The organism is Streptomyces sp. NPDC004788, assembly GCF_053601115.1.
Map to the genome: position 1 here is coordinate 1 of NZ_JBSGBF010000114.1, position 22585 is coordinate 22585.

23 protein-coding genes are annotated in these 22585 nt (G+C 74.6%); 10 read left to right on the forward strand and 13 right to left on the reverse strand.

The features are described from left to right. Positions 1–2073: FxSxx-COOH system tetratricopeptide repeat protein (fxsT, locus tag ACWEJX_RS32865; protein WP_451611073.1), on the forward strand; the 2073-nt coding region annotated here is incomplete at its 5' end. Here fxsT and ACWEJX_RS32870 read toward each other — a convergent pair. The 3 genes from ACWEJX_RS32870 to ACWEJX_RS32880 all read right to left on the reverse strand — a co-directional run bounded on the left by ACWEJX_RS32870 (position 1982) and on the right by ACWEJX_RS32880 (position 5185). Continuing rightward, positions 1982–3190, reverse strand: coding sequence for a Cmx/CmrA family chloramphenicol efflux MFS transporter (locus ACWEJX_RS32870; RefSeq protein ID WP_451611074.1), 1209 nt, complete (start codon positions 3188–3190; stop codon positions 1982–1984). The genes fxsT and ACWEJX_RS32870 overlap by 92 nt on opposite strands. Before the next feature lie 280 nt (positions 3191–3470). Further along, positions 3471–4124: an LppU/SCO3897 family protein gene (locus tag ACWEJX_RS32875; RefSeq protein WP_451611075.1), complete on the reverse strand. Its 654-nt coding sequence runs from the start codon at positions 4122–4124 to the stop codon at positions 3471–3473. Between the two features lie 125 nt (positions 4125–4249). Further along, on the reverse strand, positions 4250–5185 hold the full coding sequence (locus ACWEJX_RS32880; RefSeq protein ID WP_451611076.1) for a dihydrodipicolinate synthase family protein: 936 nt from the start codon (positions 5183–5185) through the stop codon (positions 4250–4252). Positions 5186–5257: 72 nt separating this feature from the next. On the opposite strand from ACWEJX_RS32880, the gene ACWEJX_RS32885 reads away from it, so the two are divergent. Together ACWEJX_RS32885 and ACWEJX_RS32890 are read left to right on the forward strand one after the other, a co-directional pair. Further along, positions 5258–6235: a LysR substrate-binding domain-containing protein gene (locus ACWEJX_RS32885; RefSeq protein ID WP_451611077.1), complete on the forward strand. Its 978-nt coding sequence runs from the start codon at positions 5258–5260 to the stop codon at positions 6233–6235. A gap of 115 nt (positions 6236–6350) precedes the next feature. Beyond that, positions 6351–7211, forward strand: a complete 861-nt coding sequence (locus ACWEJX_RS32890) for a methyltransferase domain-containing protein (protein WP_451611078.1) — start codon at positions 6351–6353, stop codon at positions 7209–7211. On the opposite strand, the gene ACWEJX_RS32895 is transcribed toward ACWEJX_RS32890, so the two are convergent. Further along, on the reverse strand, positions 7169–8206 hold the full coding sequence (locus ACWEJX_RS32895) for a phosphotransferase (protein WP_451611079.1): 1038 nt from the start codon (positions 8204–8206) through the stop codon (positions 7169–7171). The two genes, ACWEJX_RS32890 and ACWEJX_RS32895, sit on opposite strands and share 43 nt — an antisense overlap. Positions 8207–8445: 239 nt before the next feature. Next, the gene (locus ACWEJX_RS32900) at positions 8446–8847 is read right to left on the reverse strand and encodes a DUF5997 family protein (RefSeq protein WP_451611080.1); all 402 of its coding nucleotides are present in this window, start codon (positions 8845–8847) and stop codon (positions 8446–8448) included. Positions 8848–9009: 162 nt separating this feature from the next. Between ACWEJX_RS32900 and ACWEJX_RS32905 the strand changes: the two genes are divergently transcribed. Further along, positions 9010–9789 carry a LysR family substrate-binding domain-containing protein gene (locus ACWEJX_RS32905; RefSeq protein WP_451611092.1) on the forward strand — a complete coding sequence of 260 codons (780 nt, stop codon included), beginning with the start codon at positions 9010–9012 and terminating at the stop codon, positions 9787–9789. A gap of 45 nt (positions 9790–9834) precedes the next feature. On the opposite strand, the gene ACWEJX_RS32910 is transcribed toward ACWEJX_RS32905, so the two are convergent. Then, on the reverse strand, positions 9835–10023 hold the full coding sequence (locus ACWEJX_RS32910; RefSeq protein WP_451611081.1) for a hypothetical protein: 189 nt from the start codon (positions 10021–10023) through the stop codon (positions 9835–9837). A 71-nt stretch (positions 10024–10094) separates the two neighbouring features. On the opposite strand from ACWEJX_RS32910, the gene ACWEJX_RS32915 reads away from it, so the two are divergent. From ACWEJX_RS32915 to ACWEJX_RS32930, 4 genes are all read left to right on the forward strand, one after another. Next, the gene (locus ACWEJX_RS32915; protein WP_451611082.1) at positions 10095–10550 is read left to right on the forward strand and encodes a MarR family winged helix-turn-helix transcriptional regulator; all 456 of its coding nucleotides are present in this window, start codon (positions 10095–10097) and stop codon (positions 10548–10550) included. 17 nt (positions 10551–10567) lie between these two features. Then, positions 10568–11290, forward strand: a complete 723-nt coding sequence (locus tag ACWEJX_RS32920) for a (Fe-S)-binding protein (protein WP_451611083.1) — start codon at positions 10568–10570, stop codon at positions 11288–11290. Between the two features lie 71 nt (positions 11291–11361). Beyond that, complete coding sequence (locus ACWEJX_RS32925) at positions 11362–12759, forward strand: lactate utilization protein B (RefSeq protein WP_451611093.1); 1398 nt, start codon at positions 11362–11364, stop codon at positions 12757–12759. Continuing rightward, positions 12756–13406 (forward strand): LutC/YkgG family protein, encoded by a 651-nt coding sequence (locus tag ACWEJX_RS32930; protein WP_451611084.1) that lies wholly within the window; start codon positions 12756–12758, stop codon positions 13404–13406. The genes ACWEJX_RS32925 and ACWEJX_RS32930 overlap by 4 nt, the downstream gene beginning before the upstream one ends. A 16-nt stretch (positions 13407–13422) precedes the next feature. On the opposite strand, the gene ACWEJX_RS32935 is transcribed toward ACWEJX_RS32930, so the two are convergent. Continuing rightward, a complete protein-coding gene (locus ACWEJX_RS32935) occupies positions 13423–14607 on the reverse strand; it encodes a 4-hydroxybenzoate 3-monooxygenase (protein WP_451611085.1) in 1185 nt (394 codons plus the stop codon). 190 nt (positions 14608–14797) lie between these two features. Here ACWEJX_RS32935 and ACWEJX_RS32940 point away from each other — a divergent pair, with 190 nt between their 5' ends. After that, positions 14798–16462 (forward strand): IclR family transcriptional regulator domain-containing protein, encoded by a 1665-nt coding sequence (locus ACWEJX_RS32940; protein ID WP_451611086.1) that lies wholly within the window; start codon positions 14798–14800, stop codon positions 16460–16462. On the opposite strand, the gene pcaDC is transcribed toward ACWEJX_RS32940, so the two are convergent. The 6 genes from pcaDC to ACWEJX_RS32970 form a co-directional block, all read right to left on the reverse strand. Continuing rightward, positions 16428–17579, reverse strand: a complete 1152-nt coding sequence (gene pcaDC, locus ACWEJX_RS32945; protein WP_451611087.1) for a bifunctional 3-oxoadipate enol-lactonase/4-carboxymuconolactone decarboxylase PcaDC — start codon at positions 17577–17579, stop codon at positions 16428–16430. The genes ACWEJX_RS32940 and pcaDC overlap by 35 nt on opposite strands. After that, on the reverse strand, positions 17576–18955 hold the full coding sequence (pcaB, locus tag ACWEJX_RS32950) for a 3-carboxy-cis,cis-muconate cycloisomerase (RefSeq protein WP_451611088.1): 1380 nt from the start codon (positions 18953–18955) through the stop codon (positions 17576–17578). The genes pcaDC and pcaB overlap by 4 nt, the downstream gene beginning before the upstream one ends. Beyond that, complete coding sequence (pcaG, locus tag ACWEJX_RS32955) at positions 18955–19518, reverse strand: protocatechuate 3,4-dioxygenase subunit alpha (RefSeq protein ID WP_451611094.1); 564 nt, start codon at positions 19516–19518, stop codon at positions 18955–18957. The genes pcaB and pcaG overlap by 1 nt, the downstream gene beginning before the upstream one ends. Before the next feature lie 5 nt (positions 19519–19523). Then, positions 19524–20306 carry a protocatechuate 3,4-dioxygenase subunit beta gene (pcaH, locus tag ACWEJX_RS32960; protein WP_451611089.1) on the reverse strand — a complete coding sequence of 261 codons (783 nt, stop codon included), beginning with the start codon at positions 20304–20306 and terminating at the stop codon, positions 19524–19526. Between the two features lie 74 nt (positions 20307–20380). Further along, positions 20381–21040, reverse strand: coding sequence for a CoA transferase subunit B (locus tag ACWEJX_RS32965; RefSeq protein WP_451611090.1), 660 nt, complete (start codon positions 21038–21040; stop codon positions 20381–20383). Then, positions 21037–21816: a CoA transferase subunit A gene (locus ACWEJX_RS32970; RefSeq protein WP_451611091.1), complete on the reverse strand. Its 780-nt coding sequence runs from the start codon at positions 21814–21816 to the stop codon at positions 21037–21039. Before ACWEJX_RS32970 ends, ACWEJX_RS32965 begins: the two co-directional genes overlap by 4 nt. A 186-nt stretch (positions 21817–22002) precedes the next feature. Between ACWEJX_RS32970 and ACWEJX_RS32975 the strand changes: the two genes are divergently transcribed. Next, positions 22003–22464: a MarR family winged helix-turn-helix transcriptional regulator gene (locus ACWEJX_RS32975; RefSeq protein WP_403787899.1), complete on the forward strand. Its 462-nt coding sequence runs from the start codon at positions 22003–22005 to the stop codon at positions 22462–22464. Positions 22465–22585: the final 121 nt, after the last annotated feature.

Consider the following 22585-nt stretch of genomic DNA (forward strand, 5'->3'; position numbering starts at 1 on the left):
GGCGACTACACCGACGTCCTGGAGATCCCCGGCTTCGACCGCGCCGAGTCGACCGCCTACCTGATGCGGCGCGCCCCGCACATCACCGCGCCCGAAGCGGACGAGGTCGCCGCCGAGTTCGGCGACGTACCGCTCCCGCTCATCCAGGCCGCCGCGTGGCTCGGCGAGTCCCGCATGGAGGTCGCCGAATACCTGCGCATGGTCCGCGACGCACGCATCTCCGCCATGGACGAACCGTCCGCCATCAACGACATCCCCAACGCCTCCCTCACCTCCTGGTCGATACTGATCAACCGGCTGCAGCGCTCCCAGCCGCAGGCCCTCGAACTGCTCAACCTCTGCGTGGCCTTCGCCCCCGGCCGCGTCCCGCTCGGCATCGTCCACGCCCACCCCGGCGTGGAGCTGCCGGAGGAACTCCGGTGGATGGTCACCGACCTCCCCGCCTGGAACCAGGCCGTCGACACCCTCGTCAAGTACTCCGTGCTCACCCGCGAGACCGGCGGCCCCGGCGACGACAGTGCCGAGGCGACGGGACCGTACCCGGACTCGGTACACATGCACCGGCTCGTCCATGACATCGTCGCCCGCCTCACCGACGGCGAACACCGCGGGGTCCACCGCCAGGCCGTCCGCACCCTGCTCGCCGAGGCCGACCCCGGCAACCCGCTCGACAGCCGCAACTGGCCCCGCTACGCCGCACTCCTGCCCCATCTGGAACCCTCCGGCGCCCTCGCCAGCCCCAGCCGGCACATCCAGAACACCGTGGTCAACTGCCTGCGCTACAGCGAGCACAGCGGCGAGTACCGGACCGGACTCCGCCTCGCCGAGCGGATCCGCGCCGCCTGGAGCGAGTTCATGGACCCGCTCGCGCAACCGATGCTCGATCTGACCGTTCAGGAAAGCAGCCTCCTGCGCGCCGAGGGCCGCGTCTACGATGCCCACCGCCTGGACCTCGGGCTGCGCGAGCGGCTCGGCCGGGCCGGCCCCGCCGACGAGCTCGGCATCATGCTCTGCGACGGCGCCCTCGCCGGCGACCTGCGCCACCTCGGCCAGTACGACGAAGCCCACGACGTCCAGAGCAGGGTCCTGGGCGAGGCCGAGCGGCTGCTCGGCGACACCGACGTCGTCACGCTCGCCGCCCGCAACGCCTTGGGCCTCGGCCTCCGGCTCCTCGGCCACTACCGGCACGCCCACGAGCACGACAACGCCACGCTCGTCCGCGCCGAGCGCGCGCTCCTCCCCCAGACCGTCACCACTCTCGCCACCGGCCTCGCCGTCGCCCGGGACCTGCGCCTGCTCGGCCGCTACCGCGAGGCCCTGGCCCGCCAGGAGTCCAACCTGCGGACACATGTACGAGTGCTCGGACGCCGGCATCCGCAGACCCTCGAAGCCCATGTCCAGCTGATCCTGTGCCGGCGCCGCGGCGGCGGTCTCCAGGAGGACCTCGGCGCCGCCATGGCCGACCTGCTCGACCATCTGGAGGAGGTCCACGGCCGCGCCCACCACGTGACCCTGGGCTTCCTCAACGACTACGGCAACTTCCTGCGGGAACAAGGCGACCTCGACGAGGCCCGGCAGCTCGTCGCCGAGGCCGAGGCCGGCTTCCGCGATCTCCTCGGCCCCGCCCATCCCGTCGCCACCGGCATGCTCGTCAGCACCGCCCTCGTGATGCGGGCGGCGGGCGAACACGCCGAAGCGCTCGACCTCCTGGAGGCCGCCCTCGTCGGCCTGTCGGAGTCCCTCGGCCCCGATCACCCCTGGGTCATCGGGTGCGCCCTCGACACCTCCGCCGCCCGCGCCTTCAACGGCCAGCTCGATTACGGCGCCGAACTCGGCCAGGACATCCTGCGCCGGGCCCGGAGGACCCTCGGCGACGAGCACCCGTTCACGCTTTCCTGTCAGATCGCGCTGGCCGACGATCTTCGCGCCCTACAGCAGCCCGACGAGGCCGCCATGCTGGAGGACAAGGCCCTGCACACGCTCACCCGCACCCTCGGCGTCCGGCATCCGCAGACCGTCGCGGCCCGCCGACGCGTCCGTCCATCCTGGGACTTCGAGGCGCACACCGTGTGACCGTGTGCACGACCGCCGCGGTGGCCGCGAGGGCGGCGCTGCTCCACAGGGCGCCGCGCGGGTCGCCGGACACCTGGGCGGTCACGGTGGCGGCGAGGAGCGGGCCGAGGAAGGCGCCGGTGTTCAGGGCGACGGTGGCGAACGCGCCGCCGAGCGACGGCGCGTCGGTGGCCAAGGTCAGGACGCGGCTGACGAGCGTCGTGCCGAGGCCGAAGGAGAGGGCGCCCTGGACGGCGGCGAGGAGGAAAAGGGGCACCGGGTGCGCCGCCGTCGCGGCGAGCAGCACCCAGCCGGCGAGCAGCCCGCCGAGCGCGGGAGGCGTGCGTACGGCCGTACGGCCCGCGACGGTGACGCCGAGGAACGCGCCGGCGCCGAAGGCCGCGAGCAGGCCGGGCACGGCCGCCGGCGGCAGCTCGGCGACGTCGGTGGCGATGACGGCGAGGAAGGCGAAGCTCGCGAAGGTGGCGCCGTTGACCAGGGCGGCGACGGCGAGGGTGGTACGGAGGGGGCGGGAGCGCAGGGTCCGCAGGTCGTCCCGTACCCGGACGGCGGTCCGCACGCGCCCCGCTGCCCTCTCGGCGGGCGCCGAGCGGAACACCAGGGCCAGGGCGGGCAGGCACAGGGCCGCGACCGCCCAGAACGCCCAGCGCCATCCGTACCGTTCGCCGAGCACCGCGCCCGCCGGGACGCCGACGACGCAGGACAGTGTGACGCCGGAGAGCAGGACGGCGGTGGCCCGGGCCCGGCGGGCGGGGCCGGCCAGGGACGCGGCGAAGGGCAGGGCGACCGCGAGGAAGCCCGCGTTGACGATCGCGGCCACGACGCGGGTCGCGAAGAGGACCGTGAAGTCCGTGGTGAGCGCGCCGACGGCGTGGACGAGGACGAAGGCGGCCAGGAAGCCGGCGAGGGCGGGGCGGTGGCGCCATCGTGCGCCGAGCGCGGCCGTCGCGGGGGCGCCGGCGATCATGCCGATCGCGTACGCGGAGGTCAGGCCGGCGGCGGCCGACGGGGAGACGGACAGGTCGCGGGCGAGGCCGGGCACGAGCCCGGACAGCATGAACTCCGAGGTGCCCTGGGCGAAGACGGCGAGGCCCAGGACGTGGACGAAGAAGGGCAAGGGTCGACTCCGGTGACGAGAGATCGCGGACAGGAGGATCCGCGGGCGGGGCGGCGGCACGGTGCGCCGCCGCCGCGCGGATCCGGAACGCGGGTCCGGTCACTCGCAGCGGAACTCGGCCGGGAGACCTGGTGGTTCCGGCTCAGCTCGCGGTCCGCCGCCGGGTGACCGGCGGCTCGGTTCTGTCCGACTCGGGGCTCGTCACGCGGCGGACGCTATCGGTGGCCCGCGCGGAGCCGCAACCCGATATCCCCCGCCGCACCCCACACGTCGGCGCCGCTCAGGCCTTGGCGGCGCAGATCACGTCGTACGGGCGCCCGATCGCGAGGGTGAGTCGCATGGGCTCGGTGGTGCCGGACGGGCACGCCTTCTCGTCCTTGGTCAGGTCGAGCACCTTGTAGCCGCTGCCGGCGGCCTGGGCGCAGGGCACCTCCTGGGCCGTGGAGGTCACGCAGTCGCCCTTGACGAGCTGGCCGCCGCCGGCACCGGCGTCGCCCGGGTGGGTGCCGGAGAGGTTGCGTCCGCAGACGGTCTTGCTCGGGATGCCGCCGCTCTTGTCGCCGCCGGAGCCGAAGGTGATCTTGACCTGGATGATGAGGTCGGTGCCGGCCGGGCACTGGATGGCGTCGGGCAGGATGCTGGCGTCCATCACCGCGAGCGCCTTGAAGGTCGCTCCGGAGTCGCCGCAGTCGACGGCGCGGTAGCCGTCGGGGGCGTCGTCGGGGTCGGGGCCGCCGCAGTCGCCGACGTTCCAGGAGCCGTCCTTGTCTCCGGAGGACGAGGAGGACGACGAGGACGAGGACGACTTGTTCTTGTCGTCGAAGAACTTGGAGGCGCCGTAGGCGAGGCCGAGGATGACGGCGATGATCAGCAGTGCCGAGAGGCAGCCGCCGCTCTTCCGGGCGGGGGGCGGGGTCGTGCCGGGCGTGGCCATCGTGGTCCTCCTGCTTCGGGGGTGGGTACGCCGGTGTTCCGCTCACCCGGCGCACGCAGGAGGACGCGCTGTGTACATGCCACGGTTCCGGGTTCCTGAGGCGTCAGGCCCGGCAGGGGCTCCCGCTACCCGGACGTCACGGCGGGTTCGGCGGCGTCGAGCGCGGCCAGCTCCGCCAGGGCCGCCGCCACCGACGCCTCGGACGCCGGGAGGAGCGGGAGTCGGACGTCGGGGGTGGGGATGCGGCCCCGGGCGTGCAGGACGGCCTTGACGACCGCAGGGTTGGGCTCGGCGAACAGCCGGGCCGAGAGGCGGGCGAGGCGGTGGCCGAGGGCGCGGGCACGGGGCACGTCACCGTCGCGCCAGGCTGCGGCGAGCCCGGCGAAGCGGTCGGTGGCCAGGTGCGCCGAGGCGAGGATCCCGCCGGCGGCGCCGAGGGCGAGCAGCGGGGAGGCGAAGCTGTCGTCGCCCGCCAGCACGGCGAAGCCGGGCGGCAGGTCGCCGAGGAGGTCGACGGTGTCCTGGTCGATGCCGCCGACGGCGTGCTTGACGCCGATCACACCGGGGACGGCCGCAAGGGCGCGCAGGGTGGCGGCGTCGAGCGGGCGGCCGGTGCGGTACGGGATGTGGTAGACGACCAGCGGTACGGGGCTGTCGGCGGCGAGCCGCGTGAAGTGGGCGATCACCCCGTCCTGCGAGGGGCGCACGAAGGCCGGGACGATGACCAGGGCCGCCCGTACCTCCGGCCACCGGGCGAGTCCGGCGAGCTCGCGGGCGGCGGAGGCGGTGGCGTCGCTTCCGGCGCCGACGACGAGCTGTGCGTCGCGTTCCCGGCAGACCCGGGCGCAGGTGTCGACGACGGCCCGGCGCTCCTCGGGTTCGAGGGCGCCGACCTCGCCGGTCGTGCCGAGCGCGACGAGCCCGGCGGCGCCGTCGTCGAGGACGGCGTGCGCGAGCCCGGCGAGGGCGTCGAGGTCGGGACGCCCGTCGCGGGCGAAGGGCGTGACGAGCGGTACGTGGATCCCGTACGGGAGAAGGTCCTGAGCGATGTCCTGTGCCATGCAGTCGAGGGTGCGGGCGGGCGACCCCTCAGGTCCAGTTCGCGTTTTTGATGGGAAGCGTAAGCTGAGCTGATGCTCGATGTGCGACGACTGCGCCTGCTGCGCGAACTGGCCCTGCGCGGCACCATCGCCGCCGTCGCCGACGCCCTGTCGTTCACCCCGTCGGCGGTGTCGCAGCAGCTCGGCACCCTGGAACGGGAGGCCGGGGTGGCGCTCCTGGAACGCTCCGGGCGCGGGGTGCGGCTGACTCCGGCCGGGGAGAAGCTCGTACGGCACGCGGAGGCCGTGCTGGAACGCCTGGAGCAGGCGTCGGCCGAACTCGCCGAGGCCCGGCACGGGCCGGCCGGTCCGCTGCGGATCGGCGCCTTCCCGACCGCGACCCGCGCGATCGTCCCGGAGGCCCTCGTCCTACTGGCCGCCCGCCATCCGGCCCTGGAGCCGATGGTCTCGGAGACCGATCCGGCCGGGGTGGCGCACGCGCTGCGGGCGGGCGACCTCGACGTGGCCCTGGTCCACGACTACGACCTGGTGCCGTCGCCCCTGGAACCGGGGCTCGCGGCCGAGCCGCTGTGCGAGGAGGCGATGTTCCTGGCCTCGCCCGCGCCGGCACCCGAGGACTCGGGGGGCTCGGAGCACTCGGGGAGCTCGGAGGACCCAGAGGGCTCGGGGGGCTCCGCGGATTCGGGGGGCTCCGGCGGCCTGGCGGTGCTCGCGCACTGGCGGGAGGCGCCGTGGATCATGGCGCCTCCCGACACGCTGTGCCGGGCGGTGACCGAGCAGGTGTGCCGGACGGCGGGGTTCGTGCCGCGCGTACGGCACCAGGTGGACGAGTTCGCGACGGTCCTCGCCTTCGTGGCGGCGGGCCAAGGCGTGGCAGTCGTCCCGGAGTTGGGGGCGACGGACCCGCCGCCCGGGGTGCGCCTGACGGCGCTGCCGGTGCGCCGCAGGACGAGGATCGCCTTCCGCGGCGGGGCCGGCGCGCACCCGGCGGTCGCGGCGCTGATCGGGGCGCTGCGGGACTCCGTACCGGAGGGGTTGCGGGCAGGATGATCCCCATGCGCATACGGAGACGGCCGCAGGACACGGGCCGGAGGAGGGAGTCGGAGCTGATCGACTACCTTGACCGGCATTTCCGCACGCAGGGCGACGACGGGGAGGGGTGACGGTGGCTTCGCAGAGTTTCGACCAGGGCGTCGCCGCGTGGCAGGACTGGCAGGAGGCGCCGTGGGGGCGGCTGCGGTACGCCGTGGCCGAGGCCGATCTGGCGCCGCACCTCGCCGAGTCGGGCAGCGGGGCGCTTCGGGTGCTCGACCTCGGCGGCGGGGACGGCGGCGACGCGGTACGGCTCGCCGTACGCGGCCACCACGTGACCGTCGTCGACTACGCGCCGGCCATGCTGGCGACCGCGACGCGGCGCGCCGCCGAGGCGGGCGTGGCCGACCGGATCACCTGCGTGCAGGCCGAAGTGGGCTCCCTGCCGGTCGAGTTGGCGGACGGCGGGTTCGATGTGGTGCTCTGCCACGGCCTGTTGCCGTACACGCCCGACGAGGAGGCCACGCTCGGCGTGGCGCTCGGGGCGCTGCGGGCGGGCGGGCTCGTGTCGGTCATCGCCATGAACCGTCATTCGGAGGCGCTGCGTTCGGCGGTGCGGACGATGGATCCCGACGCGGTCCTGCGGGCGCTCGACGCGCCGACCGTGCACACCGGGATGTTCGACGCCGAGCTGCGGCTGCACACGGCCGAGGAGCTGACCGCGACGCTCCGCACGCTCGGCTGCGACGAGGTGCACCACTACGGGATCCGGGTGTTCTGCGACTACATCCCCGACGACACGGTGAAGTTCGACCCCGCGTACTACGCCCGCCTGGAGCGCCTGGAGATCGCGGCCGCCGGACGGGAGCCGTACCGGCACACCGCCCGGCTGCTGCACCTGGTCGCCCGGCGGGAACTCGTCGCCCGGCGCGATCGGCGACCGGACGGGGATCAGAGCAGGTCGGGCTCGGCGAACAGCTCCTCGACCCAGTAGGCGCTCGCCTCGTGGCAGTCCCCGGCCGGGGTGCCGGGGAACAGCCGGCCCCACGAGACCGCCCGGCCGATGGCGGCGAGGCGGACGGCGAGGGTCGCGGCGCGCCGCAGCTCGGGCAGCGGCGCGCCGAAGTCGGACCAGGGCTCCAGATACGCGTCGCGGACGCCCGCCACGGCCTCGGGACCGTACCGTTCGCGCACGTCACGCGCCGGGACGAGGAGGCTGGCGAAGGGGTGCGCCACACCGGCGTCGCCCCAGTCGAAGAAGGTGAAGCGCCCGGGGGCGGGGGCGAGGACCTGGCCGTCGTGCAGGTCGCAGTGGTCGAGCGAGTCGGGGATGCCGAGGGCGTCGAGCTCCGCGCACCAGTCGAGCAGCCGCGGGCGCCGGGCCCGCAGGGACCGCCGGGCTTCCGGGGCGAGGGCCGGGTTCTCCTCGACGAGCCGGTCGAAGATCCCGGGCAGGCGCGCGGTCCGGGCGCTGGGCACGCCCAGCGCCGCCATCCGGTCCGCGTAGGGGGTCAGGGCGCCCTGCATCCGCGCGTACTGCCCGACCGCCGCCAGCCAGTCCGCCGGCCCGGCCGCCCCGGCGTCGAGGACATTCCGGAAGAGCGGGCCTCCGTCGGGCAGCAGCGACCAACCGTGCTCGGTGTCGACCGCGAGCGGCGTCATCACGTGCTCGGGCACCCACTCGGCGAGCGCGCTCCCGAGCGCCGCCTCGAAGCCGGCGGCCGGCGCGCTCGCCTTGAACCAGACCGCGTCACGCGCGTCCGCTCCGGTACGGAAGCGGACCAGGATCGACCAGGGCCTGATCCGCGCCTCGCGCGGTCCGGTCTCGGCCAGGCCGTGGCGGGCCAGCCCCCGCTCCGCCCACTCCAGGGCGGCCGCGCGCCAGGCGATCTCCTCCCAGGGCGTGACCGCGTCGGCGAACCGCCCGCGGTCGACCGTCATGGGCACGTCTGTCACCGGCACGGCCGGCGTCTCGGTCTCGCGTGACATCCGGCGATTGCAGCACTACGGGCGGAGCCGACGCACCCGATTTACGGCGGTGACGGCGGGCCCGTGGCAGTGGCCTTACGGCGGTGAGGGCGACCTGTGACAGCGGCCTTACGGCGGTGGTGGCGGCCTGTCACAGCAGCCTTACGGCGGGTAGGCGACGTGGCAGCGGCCTTACGGCGGTGGTGGCGGCCTGTGCCGGCCGCGGCGGCCCGGTCCGAGAGGCCCGGGCCGCCCCGTGCTCAGTCCTGCTGCTGCGCCCGCGCCGCCTTCTCGGCGTGCATCTCCTTGATGCGGACGGTCTCCTTGCGGACCTCCGCCTGGGTGGCGCGCTCCTTCTGGAGCCACTCGGGGTTCTCTGCCTTGAGGGCCTCGATCTGCTCGGTGGTGAGCGCCTCCGTGACGCCGCCGCGGGCGAGGCCGGAGATGGAGACACCGAGCTTGGCCGCCACGACGGGGCGGGGGTGCGGTCCGGTGCGGCGCAGCTCGCGCAGCCACTCCGGCGGATCGGTCTGGAGGGCGTTGAGCTCCGCACGGGAGACGACACCCTCGCGGAACTCGGCGGGGGTGGCATCGAGGTACACACCCAGCTTCTTCGCCGCGGTGGCGGGCTTCATGGTCTGGGCGGTCTGGTGCTGCGTCATGCGACAAGAATATCGGGCAGGGGCGCCGTCGCCGACCACGGCCGGTAATCTGGCCTGGTGACAGGCTCGGACACCTCCCCCACCCCCGTTCCCTCCGCTTCCGCGGCCGCCCCGGCCCCGGCTGCGGCCCCGGTTCCGGCCCCGGCCGCCCCGTCGTTCCGGCTGGCGTACGTGCCGGGCGTGACGCCGGGCAAGTGGGTGCGGATCTGGCACGAGCGGCTGCCCGACGTGCCGCTGGAGCTGCTGCAGGTGCAGCCCGGCGAGGCCGCGGCGCTGCTGCGGGAGCGCGGCGCCGACGCCGGTTTCGTGCGCCTGCCCGTGGACCGTACGGAGCTCAGCGCCATCCCGCTGTACACGGAGCTGACCGTCGTCGTGTGCCCCAAGGACCACGTGGTGGCGGCGGCGGACGAGGTGACCGTCGAGGACGTCGCCGACGAGATCGTGCTGCATCCGCTGGACGACACGCTGGACTGGGACGGTCCGCCGGGACAGCCCGCGTTCGAGCGTCCGGCGACGACGGCCGACGCGATCGAGCTGGTGGCGGCGGGGATCGGGCTGCTGATCGTGCCGCAGTCGCTCGCGCGGCTCCACCACCGCAAGGACCTCACGTACCGGACGATCACCGGGACGCCGCAGTCGCAGGTGGCGCTGTCCTGGCCGGAGGAGGCCACCACCGATCTGGTGGAGGACTTCATCGGGATCGTGCGCGGGCGGACCGTGAACAGCTCGCGCGGCCGGCGCCCCGACGAGAAGTCGGCCAAGGCGAACGACAAGGGCGCCAAGGACGGGAAGTCCGGGCGTTCGGCGAAGCCGAAGGCCGCCCAGCAGCGGCAGCAGCCCAAGCAGGGCCAGAAGCAGGGCCAGAAGCAGGGCGGCGGCCGCCGCACCGGCGGCGCGGCTCCCAAGAGCGGCCGCGCCGGGAAGCCGCGCCGCAAGCCGTGAGCGGCGGGGGCCGGCTCGCGCCTCCGCCCAGCCCCTCGGCCCGGCTCACCGCCGACCGGCCCCGTCCACCGGCAGCACCACGCCGCTGACGTCGCGCGCGGCGCCCGGCTTCTGTGCCAGGTGACGCCAGGCCGTGGTCCCGGCGGCCGGGCGGGCTGCCCGGTGCCCGGTGCGGGAGCGGCCGCGCTCGGGGAGCCGGAGCCGCTGCGGGACGACGAGGGACTGCGCGTACACCGGGCGGCAATGTGCGCGGTACACACGATGTGCATCATGCACAATCGCTGCAGGCTGCATATGCTGAGGCGATGGAGAAGCCCACGCATCTGATCGAGTTCGAGACCATGCTCCTGGCACGGCACTCGCTGCTCCACGCGCCGCGCCCGCGGGCGGCCGGCGGCAACCTCGACCGGAGCGCGTACCTCCTGCTCACCCGCATCCGGATGGACGGGCCGATGTCCATCAGCCAGCTCAGCGACGCCTTCGGCCTGGACGCCTCGACGCTCAACCGGCAGACGGCCGCGATGCTGCGGGCCGGGGTCGTCGAGCGGATCCCCGACCCGGAAGGCGGCATCGCCCGCAAGTTCCGCATCACCGAGGAGGGCGAGCGGCGCCTGGACGCCGACCGCTCCTACAACGTCGAGGGCCTGGAGCGGGTCCTCGCCGACTGGACACCCCGGGAGGTGGCGGACTTCGCCGCCGTCCTGGAACGCTTCAACCGGGACATCGAACGACTCGACGGGCGGCCCTGGCCGCGCCCCTGACCCGGAGGACCCCGCACATGCGCGTCGCCCTGTTCGTCACCTGCGTCAACGACGCCCTGTACCCGGCGACGGGGGTGGCGACCGTCCGGCTGCTCGAACGCCTGGGCGTCACCGTCGACTTCCCGGCCGCCCAGACCTGCTGCGGGCAGCCGCAGTTCAACACCGGCTACCGCGCCGAGACGGCTCCGCTGGTCCGGCGCACGGTGCGCGCCTTCGAGGGGTACGAGTACGTGGTCACCCCCTCCGGTTCCTGCGCCGCGATGATCCGCCGCCACTACCCGCAGTTCGGCCCCGAAGCCACCGAACTCGGGCCCAGGACCCACGAACTGACGGAGTTCCTCGTCGACGTCCTCGGTGTGACCGACGTCGGCGCGTACTTCCCGCACCGGGTCACCTACCACCCCTCCTGCCACGGGCTGCGGCTCCTCGGGCTCGGCGACCGGCCGCGCCGGCTGCTCGAAGCCGTCAAGGGCCTGGAGCTGGTCGAGCTGCCGGGGGCGGAGGAGTGCTGTGGCTTCGGCGGCACGTTCGCGGTGAAGAACCCGGACGTGTCGGCGGCGATGGGCGCGGACAAGGTCCGCAACGCCGTGTCGACCGGGGCCGAGGTGCTGTGCGGGGCGGACAGCTCGTGCCTGATGCACCTGGGTGGCACGATGAGCCGGATGAAGGTGCTCCCGGAGATGCGGCCGGTGCACCTCGCGGAGATCCTGGCGAGCACGGAAGAGGAGCCCCTGGTATGACCGGCAAGGAGGGGCGCGCGCCGGCGCTCGACGAGGGCCGGCGGTCGGGCGACGGGCGGGCCTTCCTCGGCATGCCGGCGTTTCCGAAGGCCGCGCACGAGGCGGTGCGCGACGAGACGCTCCGCGCCAACCTGCGGCACGCCACCCACACCATCCGTGACAAGCGGGCCCGGGCGGTCGCCGAGCTCGGCGACTGGGCGGAGCTGCGGGAGGCGGGGCGGCGGATCAAGGACCACACGCTCCGTCACCTCGACCGCTACCTGCTCCAGTTGGAGGAGGCGGTGACGGCGGCGGGCGGCACGGTGCACTGGGCGGCGGACGCCGCCGAGGCCAACCGGATCGTCGCCGACCTGGTGAAGGCGACCGGCGAGACGGAAGTCGTCAAGGTCAAGTCGATGGCCACCCAGGAGATCGGTCTCAACGAGGCCCTGGCGGCCGAGGGCATCCGCGCCTACGAGACCGATCTCGCCGAGCTCATCGTCCAGTTGGGCGACGACCGGCCCTCGCACATCCTCGTCCCCGCGATCCACCGCAACCGGGCCGAGATCCGGGACGTCTTCCGCTCGGAGATGGGCCGTTGGGGCCGACCGGCCCCGGACGACCTCACCGACACACCCGCCGAACTCGCCGAGGCCGCCCGGCTCCACCTCCGCGAGAAGTTCCTGCGCGCCAGGGTCGGCGTCTCCGGCGCCAACTTCATGGTCGCCGAGACCGGCACGCTCGTCGTGGTCGAGTCCGAGGGCAACGGGCGGATGTGCCTCACCCTCCCCGAGACGCTGATCTCGGTCGTGGGCATCGAGAAGGTCGTGCCCACCTGGCGGGACCTGGAGGTCTTCCTGCAGACCCTCCCCCGCTCCTCGACCGCCGAGCGGATGAACCCGTACACCTCGATGTGGACCGGCACCACCGACGGCGACGGGCCCGAGAACTTCCATCTGGTGCTGCTCGACGCCGGCCGCACCGACGTCCTGGCCGACGCCACCGGGCGGCAGGCGCTGCGCTGCATCCGCTGCTCGGCCTGCCTCAACGTCTGCCCGGTGTACGAGCGGGCCGGCGGCCACGCCTACGGCTCCGTGTACCCGGGCCCGATCGGCGCGATCCTCACGCCCCAACTGCGCGGTACGGCAAGCGAGGTCGACGCCTCGCTGCCGTACGCCTCCTCGCTGTGCGGGGCGTGCTACGAGGTGTGCCCGGTCGCCATCGACATCCCCGAGGTGCTCGTGCACCTGCGCGAGCGGGTCGCCGGGCAGGGCGGCCCCAGGCACCGGCTCGAACGCGCGGCGGTCAGGGCGGCGGGCTGGGTGCTCGACCGGCCGGGCGTGCTCGCCGCCGGGGAGCGCCTCGCCGCCCGGACCCGCGCCCTGCACCCGAAGAACCCGCCGGGCGCCGGGGCCTGGACCGGGAGCCGTGACCTGCCGGAGGTGCCGGCGGAGTCGTTCCGCGAGTGGTGGAGGAAGAACCGTTCATGACCTCTTCCCGTGACCTGGTCCTCGCCCGGATCCGGGCCGCCGTCGCCGGCGCCCCCGAGGCGCCCGAGCCGGAGCGCCGCTACCGGCGGCAGCACGCGCCCGACGATCCGGCCGCGCTCGTCGACCTGCTGCACGAGAACCTGGCCGACTACCGCGCCGTCGTCCACCGCACCGGGCCCGACGGGCTCGCGGAGCTGATCGGCCGGCTGCTCGCGGCGCACGGTGCGCGCGGCGTCGCCGTACCGCCCGGGCTGCCGCCGGAGTGGCTGTCCGGGCTGGGCCCGGACGTCGGACTCCGCCCCGACGACGGGTCGCTGACGGCCCTTCGGCTGGACGCGACGGACGCGGTGGTGACCGGCTGCGCCGTCGCCGTCGCCGAGACCGGCACGATCGTCCTGGACGGCGGCCCGACCCAGGGGCGGCGCGCGCTGACCCTCGTACCGGATCTGCACGTGTGTGTCGTGCGGGTGCCGGAGCAGGTGGTGGCGTCCGTGCCGCTCGCGCTGCCCCGGCTGGCGCCGGAGCGGCCGCTGACCTGGATCTCCGGGCCGTCGGCGACGAGCGACATCGAGCTCGACCGGGTGGAGGGGGTGCACGGGCCGCGCCGCCTGGAGGTGGTCCTGCTCGCGGAGTCGTCCGGGGCGTGACGCCCGCGGTGTCCCGTCAGACGTCGAGCGGCAGCCCGGTGTAGTTCTCGGCGAGTTCGGCGGCCGCGTGCGGGGAGGTGGCGATGCGGTCCAGCTGGGACTGCTGGAGACGGGTGTCGAAGGGCGCCTGGGCCGGGTCGGCGTGCAGCGTGGTGGTCATGGCGTACGAGAAGTGCTCGGCCCGCCAGACCCGGCGCAGGCAGGTGTCGGAGTAGGCGTCGAGGAGCTCGGTGGAGCCGGTCCTGTGCAGATGGGCGAGGGCGCGGGCGAGGACGATGACGTCGGCGGCGGCGAGGTTGAGGCCCTTGGCGCCGGTCGGGGGCACGATGTGCGCCGCGTCGCCGGCGAGGAGGATCCGGCCGAAGCGCATGGGCTCGGTGACGGAGCTGCGCATCGGCAGCACGGCCTTCTGGGTGACGGCGCCGCGGGTGAGGCGCCAGCCCGGGTCGGCGCTCAGGGCGAGGCGGGCGTCGAGTTCGTCCCAGACGCGCTCGTCGGGCCAGCCGGCCGGGTCGGTGCCGTTGGGAACCTGGAGGTAGAGCCGGCTGACGGACGGTGAGCGCATGCTGGCGAGGGCGAAGCCACGCTCGGAGTGGGCGTAGATCAGCTCGTCGTAGACGGGCGGGGCGTCGGCGAGGATGCCGAGCCAGGAGTAGGGGTAGGTGCGCTCGAAGGTGCGCTGTTCGCTCTCGGGGACGGCGCGGCGGGTGACACCGTGGTAGCCGTCGCAGCCGACGACGTAGTCGCAGGTGAGTGTCTGTTCCCGGCCCTCATGGGTGTAGCGGATGCGGGGGCGGTCGGTGTCGGCGCCTTCGACGGCGACGGCCTCGGCCTCGAAGAGCAGCGGGCCGCCTTCGGCGAGCTGGAGGGCGACGAGGTCCTTGACGACCTCGGTCTGCGCGTAGACCCAGACGCGCCGGCCGCCGGTGAGGGCGGGGAAGTCGATGCGGGTGGCGCGGCCGCCGTGGCGGAGCTCGATGCCGTCGTGCGGGAGGCCCTCGGCGTCGAGGCGGGCGCCCGCGCCGGCGGCGCGCAGGGCGTCGACGGTGGCCTGTTCGAGGATGCCGGCGCGCTGGCGCTGTTCGACGTAGGCGCGGTCGCGGCTCTCCAGGACGACGCTGTCGATGCCGGCCCGGTGCAGCAGGCGGGCCAGGAGCAGGCCGGAGGGGCCGCCACCGATGATGCCGACGGTGGTGTGCATGAGGTCTCCTCGTCGCGTCGAGTCACGAGCTGTTCGCCGGTGTGTCGTTCACCAGGGCTGTTCGCATAGTGAAGACTTCTTCACTATGCTGGAAGTCTGGTCGCGGCCGGGCCCGCCTGTCAACGGGGTGCCGCGTCCCGTCCGCACGCGTATTCACTACGGTGGAGCGAAGATCCACGACGGAGAGCCGATGCCACCGACGAACCACGACACGACCGCCGACGCGCCGCCCGAGGCCGTGACGCCCCTGCTGCGCGGCCTCGGGGTGCTGCGCCGGCTCACCGACGCGGGCGGGCGCCTCGCGGTCGGCGAACTCGAACGCGCCACGGGGCTCGCCCGCTCCACCGTCGACCGGGTCACCGGCACGTTCGCCCGCATGGGATACGTACGGATCGAGGGCCGCGACATCGTGCTCGCGCCCCGGTTGCTCGAACTCGGCAACGCCTATCTCGCCTCCGTACGGCTGCCCGAGCTGCTCGGCGGGCGCGCCGACGCGCTCGCGGACGAGCTGGACGAGTCGGTGTCGCTCGCGGTCGCCGACGGCGACGGCATCCGCTTCGTCCACCAGGCGACCCGGCGCCGGGCGATGTCGGTGAGCTTCCGCATCGGCGATCTGCTGCCGGCGGAGCGCACCGCGCCGGGCGTCCTGTTCGCCTCGGAGTGGGACGAGGCGGAGTGGGAGCGGTGGCGGGAGCGCCGGACGGCCGATCCGGCGGGGCTCGGCTTTCCCGCGCTGCCCCCGGGCCGCTCGGGCGCTGTCGCCGGGGGCGACTTCGCGGCGCGGGTCGCCGAGGCGGACGAGGCCGGTTTCGCGGTGGACGACCAGCTGGTCGAGCCGGGCCTCGTGGCGCTCGCGGTGCCGGTGCGCGGGCCGGACGGACGGATCGCGTGCGTGCTGAGCACCGTGAGCCACACCAGCCGGCACGACGCCGGCTCGCTGCGCTCGACGCTGCTGCCGCGGCTGCGTGCCGCGGCCGACGCGATGGAGCGGGCGCTGCGGGACGCGCCGGAGCCGGAGCCGGGGGCTCCGAGCGGGCTGGCCGGGTGGACGGGCGCGTCCAAGCAGGAGCTGGGCCGGGAGTTCGTCGAGTCGCTGGCGCGCGGCCTGACCGTGATCACGGCGTTCGGCGCGGGCCGGGCCGCGCTGCCGCTGACGGCGGTCGCCGAGGCCACCGGCCTGGCCCGGGCCACGGCCCGGCGGGCGCTGATCACGCTGGAGCACGTGGGCTGTGTGGCGGTGGACGGACGCGAGTTCCGGCTGACGCCGCGCGTGCTGTCGCTCGGGTTCGCGCCGCTGTCGCGGACCACGCTCACCCGGATCGCCCAGCCGCACCTCGCCGGCCTGGCCGAGCGGGTGCGCGAGTCCACGTCGCTGGCCGTCCTGGTCGGCGACGAGGTCCAGTACACCGGCCGGGTCGAGACCAGCCGGATCATGAACGTCCACATCACCGTCGGCACCCGCTTCCCCGCGTACGCGACCTCCATGGGCCGGGTCCTCCTCGCGGGCCTCCCGGCCGCCGACCGTGCCGCCCGGCTCGCCGGCTCCGAACTGCGGGCCCTCACCCCGCACACCGTGACCGCGCGCGCCGAACTCGACGCGCTCCTGGACCGGGTGGCGCACGACGGGTACGCGCTGGTCGACGAGGAGCTGGAGGAGGGACTGCGGTCGATCGCGATGCCGGTGCGCGGCCGGGCGGGCCGCGTGGTCGCCGCCGTCAACGTGGCCCTGCACGCGGCCCGCCGCTCGCGCGAGGAGTGCGTGCGCGAGGTGCTGCCCGAGCTGGCGGCGGCGATCGCCGGCATCGAGGCGGATCTGCACGTCACGGAGCGCTTCGCCCGGGTTCCGGCGCACTGAACTCCTCGCCGAGGACGCGCTGCGCCACGGCGAAGGCGGAGTTGGCCGCGGGGACTCCGCAGTAGACGGCCGTCTGGAGGAGGGCGGCGGCGATCTCCGCGTCGGTCAGGCCGTTGCGGCGGGCGGCGCGCAGGTGCATGGCGAGTTCGTCGTGGTGGCCGTGGGCGACGAGCGCGGTGAGGGTGATCAGGCTGCGTTCGCGGCGGCTGAGGGTGGGGTCGGTCCAGATCTCGCCCCACGCGTAGCGGGAGATGAAGTCCTGGAAGCGGGCGGTGAGTGCGGTCTGGCGGGCCTGGGTCCGGTCGACGTGCGCGTCACCGAGGACCTCGCGGCGGACCTTCATGCCGCTCCGCACCGGCGTGTCGGCGAAGTGGGCGCGGAGGGCGGCGAGCACGGCCTCGGGGCGTTCGGCGACGGCGAGGTGCGAGGCGCCGGGGATCTCCGTGAGCGCGGAGCCGGCGACGGCGTCGGCGATCTCCCGGAGATGGGCCGGCGGCGTGGCCGGGTCCTCGCGGCCCGCGATCAGCAGGGTGGGCGCGGTGATACCGGCCAGCCGGTCGCGCAGGTCGAAGGCGGCGAGCGCGTCGCAGCACGCCGCGTACGCCTCCGGGTCGGCGAGCCGGTGGTCCTCGACGAGGCGCGGCACGGTGAACCCGGGTGTGAACCAGCGGGCGTCGGCGGTCTCGGCGAGCTTCGCGAGGCCCTCGCGCCGGACCGATGCCGCGCGCTCCTCCCAGGGTGCCGGGCCGCCGAAGCGGGCGGACGAGCAGAGGACGGCGAGGCGTTCGACCCGTTCGGGGTGGTGGGCGGCGAGGTGGAGGCCGACGGCGCCGCCGAGGGAGACTCCGGCGTACGAGAAGCGGTCGGCGCCGAGGGTGTCGGCGAGGTCGAGGACCAGCCGCGCCAGGTCGGCGACGGTCGCGCCGGGGCCGATGAGTCCGGCGGGCGAGCGGCCGTGGCCGGGCAGGTCCCAGCGGACGACCCGGTGGGTGAGGGAGAGTTCGGGGGCGACGGCGTCCCACAGCGCGGTGGAGGTGCCCAGCGAGGGGCCGAGGACCAGGACGGGGGCGGTGGCGGGCCCCTCGGCGACGTGGTGGAGGGTGCGGTCCGGGTTCAACGTCGCTCCAGGGCTCGGTCGGTGAGGGTTCCGGCGCAGCCGGTGGCGCGGGCGGGGTCGGTGAGCTCGGCCAGCTCGGCGGGGTCCATGCCGGCCAGTTCCCGCTCTTCTGCGAGGAGTTGGGCGAGCGGGCGGCCCTCGGCGCGGGTTCGGGCGGCGAGTTCGGTCAGGAGCGCGCGGGCCCGGGCCCTGCCGAGGCGCGGTGCCAGGGCCGTGGCGAGGCGCTCGGCGACCAGGAGCCCGCCGGTGAGATCCAGGTGGGCGCGCATGGCGGCCGGGTCGACGCGGAGCCCTTCGGCGAGGGCGGCGGTGTGGTGGGCGGCGCCGCCGACGAGGCGCAGCAGGTCGCGGAGCGGTTCCCATTCGGCGTGCCAGGCGCCGGCGGGCCGCTCGTCCTCGGCGGCGAGGCAGGAGTACAGGCTCGCGGCGAGGTGCGGGGCCCGGCGGGCGGCGGAGGCGACGAGGGTGGCGCGGACCGGGTTCGCCTTGTGCGGCATGGCGGACGAGCCGCCGCCCTCGCCCTCGGCGACCTCGGCGATCTCCGTGCGCGAGAGGGTCAGCACATCCGCGGCGATCTTGCCGAGCGCCCCGGCGGTGAGCGCGAGGACGCCGGCGAGGTCGGCGACCGGGGTCCGCAGCGTGTGCCAGGGCAACAGGGGTGCGGCGAGGCCGAGTTCGCGCGCGTACGCGGCGGGCAGCGCGGTCGCGGCGACGGGAGCGTCCGTACCGGCGGCCACGGGAGCGTCGGCGGCGTCGGCGAAGGCCGCCATGGTCCCGGCCGCTCCCCCGAGTTGGACGGGCAGCCCGTCCCGTACCGCCGTGATCCGGTCGCGGGCGTCGAGCACCAGGGACCGCCAGCCGGCGGCCTTGAGGCCGAAGGTGGTGGGCACGGCGTGCTGGGTGAGGGTGCGGCCCGGCATGGCGGTGTCTCGGTGGGCGGCGGCGAGGGCGGCGAGCGCCCGCTCCGTACCGGCGAGGTCGGCCAGGACGAGGCCGAGGGTGCGGGCGGCCACCAGCATGGCGGCGGTGTCCAGGACGTCCTGGCTGGTCGCGCCCCGGTGGACGTACGGCCCCCACTTCCCCGCCGCTGCGGTCAGGTCGGCGACGAGCGGGATGACCGGGTTGCCGCCCGCGCGGGCGCGCAGGGCGATCGAGCGGAGGTCGAAGCGGCCGGGTCCGGCCGCTGCGGCGGTCACGGCGCGGGCGGCCTCGCCGGGGGCGGTGCCGGTGGCGGCCTGGGCGCGGGTGAGGGCGGCCTCGGCGTCGAGCAGCGCCTGGAGGAAGGCGGTGTCGCCGGTGGCGGCCTCGGCGGGCGAGCCCGCGCGTACGGGATCGAGCAGTCCCGCGTCCGGGAGCGCCCCGGCGGTGGACGGCATCACGGGAACTCCAGGAACACGGTCTCGCCCTCGCCCTGGAGGCGGATGTCGAAGCGGTGGGTGCGGTACGGCTCCGGGGCGGCGATCAGGGTGGCGCGCCGGTCGGCGGGGAGCCGGTCGAGCAGCGGGTCGGGGCCGTCGGCGAGATAGGCGCGGGTGTAGAGGTGGTGGAGCAGTCCGCGGGCGAACACGCACACGCTGATGTGGGGCTGACCCGGGTTGCCGGGCGGCAGGGTGTGCAGCGCGTAGTGGCCGTCGGCATCGGTGGCGACGCGGCCGAAGCCGGTGAAGGCGGTGCCGTTGCGGCCGAGGTGGCCGCCGGTGACGGGGTCGCGGCGCAGGGAACCGGGGGCGCCGGCGAGGGAGCCGTCGGGGGCGGCCTGCCAGAACTCCAGGAGGGCGTCGGGTACGGGGGCTCCGGCGCCGTCGAGGACGTAGCCGTGCAGGGTGATGCGCTCGGGGTGGCCCTCGGGGGCGACGCGCTCGCCGTCCGGGAAGGGCAGGGCGTAGCCGTAGAAGGGGCCGACGGTGGCGGAGGCGGTCGGCGGCAGGAGCGGCTTCATCGTGTTCACCGGCCTTCCTCGGTCCAGGTGGCGGCGGGCCCGTCGAGGACGATGTCCCAGGCGTAGCCGAGCGAGAACTCCGGCTGTGACAGGCCGTGTTCGTAGCGCGCGACGAGCCGCTCGCGGGCGGCGGCATCGGTGACGGAGCGCAGGATCGGGTCGTGGGCGAGGAGCGGGTCGCCGGGGAAGTACATCTGCGTGACGAGCCGCTGCGTGAACGCCGTACCGAAGACGGAGAAGTGGATGTGCGCGGGGCGCCAGGCGTTGGTGTGGTTGCGCCAGGGGTAGGCGCCCGGCTTGACGGTGGTGAAGGTGTAGCCGCCCTGATCATCCGTCAGGGTCCGTCCCACGCCGCTGAAATGGGGATCGAGTGGGGCCGGGTGCTGGTCGCGCAGATGCGCGTAGCGTCCGGAGGCGTTCGCCTGCCAGATCTCGATGAGCTGTCCGCGCACCGGGCGGCCGGCGCGGTCGAGCAGGCGGCCGGTGACGGTGATCCGCTCGCCCAGGGGTTCGCCGCCGTGCGCCCGGGTGAGGTCGTTGTCGTACTCGGTGACGTCGGTGGCGCCGAACACGGGTCCGCTCAGCTCCACGGCCTCCGGGTCGCCGTCGGACTCGGGGCCGACGGCGACGAGCGGTCGGCGGGGGTGGCGGAGCAGGGAGCTGCGGTACGGGGGGTAGTCGCGCGGCGGGTGGTGGCGGACCGGGGCGCCGGCGGCGAGCGCGGTGTCGTAGGCGTCCTGGAGGGCGCCGATCTCGGCGTCGATGCGGTCCTGCGTGAGCTCGGTCATGAATCCTTCCGCGAGGAGAGGGAGTCGGGGTGCGAAGGTCGGCGGGAGGACGGCAGGGAGAAAGCCGTCGGCCGTCAGCCGACGACGGCTTGCCGGGCATCGCCGGGCAGCAGCACGGGGGCCGCCGTCCGGGCCGCCACCTCCTCCGGCGTCACCCCGGGCGCCGTCTCGACGAGGGCGAGCCCGTCGGCGGTGACGTCGAGGATGCAGAGGTCGGTGATGACGCGGTCGACGCAGCCGCGCCCGGTGAGCGGCAGGTCGCATTCCGCCACGATCTTCGGGGTGCCGTCCTTGGCGGTGTGGGTCATGAGCGCGATGACCGTGCGGGCGCCGTGGACGAGGTCCATGGCGCCGCCGATGCCGGCGACCATCCGGCCGGGCACGGCCCAGTTGGCGAGGTCTCCGCGGGCGGAGACCTGCATGGCGCCGAGGACGGCGACGTCGATGTGGCCGCCGCGGATCATGCCGAAGGAGAGGGCGGAGTCGAAGCACGAGGCGCCGGGGAGGAGGGTGACGGTCTCCTTGCCGGCGTTGATGAGGTCGGGGTCGACCTCGTCCTCGGTGGGGTACGGGCCGGTGCCGAGGATGCCGTTCTCGGAGTGGAGGACGACCTCGACGCCGGCGGGTAGGTGGTTGGGGATGAGCGTCGGCAGGCCGATGCCGAGGTTGACGTACTGGCCGTCCGTCAGCTCCCGGGCGGCGCGCGCGGCCATCTGTTCGCGGGTCCAGCTCATCGCGTCGTCCTTCGTGCCGGAGGTGCGGAGACCGTGCGCCGTTCGATTGCCTTGTCGGCCGCCTGCTCGGGGGTGAGGGCGAGCACGCGCTGGACGAAGATGCCGGGCAGGTGGACGTGGTCGGGGTCGAGGGCGCCGGGTTCGACGAGTTCCTCGACCTCGGCGATCGTGACCCGGCCGGCCATGGCGGCCAGCGGGTTGAAGTTGCGCGCGGCGGCGTGGAACACGAGGTTGCCGTGCCGGTCGCCCACGGCGGCGCGGACCAGGGCGTAGTCGGTGCGGATGGCGTGCTCCAGGACGTGCGGGACGCCGTCGAACTCGCGTACCTCCTTGGGCGGCGAGGCGAGGGCGACACCGCCCGCGCCGTCGTGGCGCCAGGGCAGGCCGCCGTCGGAGACCTGGGTGCCGACGCCGGCCGGGGTGTAGAAGGCCGGAATGCCGCAGCCGCCGGCGCGCAGGCGCTCGGCGAGGGTGCCCTGCGGGATGAGCTCGACCTCGAGTTCGCCGGCGAGGTACTGGCGGGCGAACTCCTTGTTCGCGCCGATGTACGAGCCGGTGACGCGGGCGATCCGGCCGGCGGCGAGCAGCACGGCGAGGCCGGAGTCGAGGGCGCCGCAGTTGTTGGAGACGACGCCCAGGCCGCCGACGCCGCGGGCGTGGAGGGCCTGGATGAGGGCGTTCGGTACGCCGCTGAGGCCGAAGCCGCCGACGGCGAGCGTCGCTCCGTCCGGGACGTCCGCCACCGCCTCGGCGGCGGTGGCGACCACCTTGTCCATGGAGGGCCTTTCGGTTCGCTCGGGGAGGAGGGCAAAATCAGTCCTGCAATTAGTCAGTGCACTGAGTATCTGCGCCGACTGCGTCATGCTGACAGGCGCCGGGTGCGGCGTCAACGGGTCGAGGGCACCCCTGAGGGGGCGGGGTATCGTTCCGTGCGCCGACGAAACGACAGAGGGAGGCACGCCATGGCCGCGGTGGACCTGACCACGCATCCCGGGCACCTGGCCCGGCGGCTCCAGCAGGCACACCATCTGCTGTGGACCACGATGGTGTCGGAGGAGATCACCTCCCCGCAGTTCGGCGTGCTCAACGCCCTGACCGCCGAACCCGGGCTCGACCAGCGGACCGTGGGCGAACGGGTGGGCCTGGACCGGTCCACGATCGCCGAGGTGATCAGCCGCCTCACCCGCCGCGGCCTGCTCGACAAGGTCCGCGACCCGGAGGACGGCCGGCGCTTCCTGCTGCGCCTCACGGACGAGGGCGCGCGCACGCACAAGCGCCTGACGGTGCGCACGGCCCGGATGAACCAGGTCTTCCTGGCGCCGCTCTCCGCCGAGGAGCAGACGCTCTTCCTGTCGTTGATGCGCCGGGTCTCGGACGCGGCGGAGCAGCTGCGCAGCCCGGCGGAGCCGGTGCCCGCTCCGTAGCACATGGATGCGGATGACGGCCGATGGCGTAGTGAAGCCACTTAAGAAAGCATACGCCGCAGCTCAAACGTTGACCGTTGGGTGAGTAGAAGCCCGTGTGGGTGCAGGGGTTGGTGTTGTA

Bases quoted from the DNA above. Each gene is read 5' to 3' on its own strand.
- ACWEJX_RS32875 (WP_451611075.1), bottom strand. From the start codon at position 4,124: ATGGCCACGCCCGGCACGACCCCGCCCCCCGCCCGGAAGAGCGGCGGC.
- ACWEJX_RS32880 (WP_451611076.1), bottom strand. From the start codon at position 5,185: ATGGCACAGGACATCGCTCAGGACCTTCTCCCGTACGGGATCCACGTA.
- ACWEJX_RS32885 (WP_451611077.1), top strand. From the start codon at position 5,258: ATGCTCGATGTGCGACGACTGCGCCTGCTGCGCGAACTGGCCCTGCGC.
- ACWEJX_RS32895 (WP_451611079.1), bottom strand. From the start codon at position 8,206: ATGTCACGCGAGACCGAGACGCCGGCCGTGCCGGTGACAGACGTGCCC.
- ACWEJX_RS32900 (WP_451611080.1), bottom strand. From the start codon at position 8,847: ATGACGCAGCACCAGACCGCCCAGACCATGAAGCCCGCCACCGCGGCG.
- ACWEJX_RS32915 (WP_451611082.1), top strand. From the start codon at position 10,095: ATGGAGAAGCCCACGCATCTGATCGAGTTCGAGACCATGCTCCTGGCA.
- ACWEJX_RS32920 (WP_451611083.1), top strand. From the start codon at position 10,568: ATGCGCGTCGCCCTGTTCGTCACCTGCGTCAACGACGCCCTGTACCCG.
- ACWEJX_RS32925 (WP_451611093.1), top strand. From the start codon at position 11,362: ATGCCGGCGTTTCCGAAGGCCGCGCACGAGGCGGTGCGCGACGAGACG.
- ACWEJX_RS32930 (WP_451611084.1), top strand. From the start codon at position 12,756: ATGACCTCTTCCCGTGACCTGGTCCTCGCCCGGATCCGGGCCGCCGTC.
- ACWEJX_RS32935 (WP_451611085.1), bottom strand. From the start codon at position 14,607: ATGCACACCACCGTCGGCATCATCGGTGGCGGCCCCTCCGGCCTGCTC.
- ACWEJX_RS32940 (WP_451611086.1), top strand. From the start codon at position 14,798: ATGCCACCGACGAACCACGACACGACCGCCGACGCGCCGCCCGAGGCC.
- pcaB (WP_451611088.1), bottom strand. From the start codon at position 18,955: ATGCCGTCCACCGCCGGGGCGCTCCCGGACGCGGGACTGCTCGATCCC.
- pcaG (WP_451611094.1), bottom strand. From the start codon at position 19,518: ATGAAGCCGCTCCTGCCGCCGACCGCCTCCGCCACCGTCGGCCCCTTC.
- pcaH (WP_451611089.1), bottom strand. From the start codon at position 20,306: ATGACCGAGCTCACGCAGGACCGCATCGACGCCGAGATCGGCGCCCTC.
- ACWEJX_RS32965 (WP_451611090.1), bottom strand. From the start codon at position 21,040: ATGAGCTGGACCCGCGAACAGATGGCCGCGCGCGCCGCCCGGGAGCTG.
- ACWEJX_RS32970 (WP_451611091.1), bottom strand. From the start codon at position 21,816: ATGGACAAGGTGGTCGCCACCGCCGCCGAGGCGGTGGCGGACGTCCCG.
- ACWEJX_RS32975 (WP_403787899.1), top strand. From the start codon at position 22,003: ATGGCCGCGGTGGACCTGACCACGCATCCCGGGCACCTGGCCCGGCGG.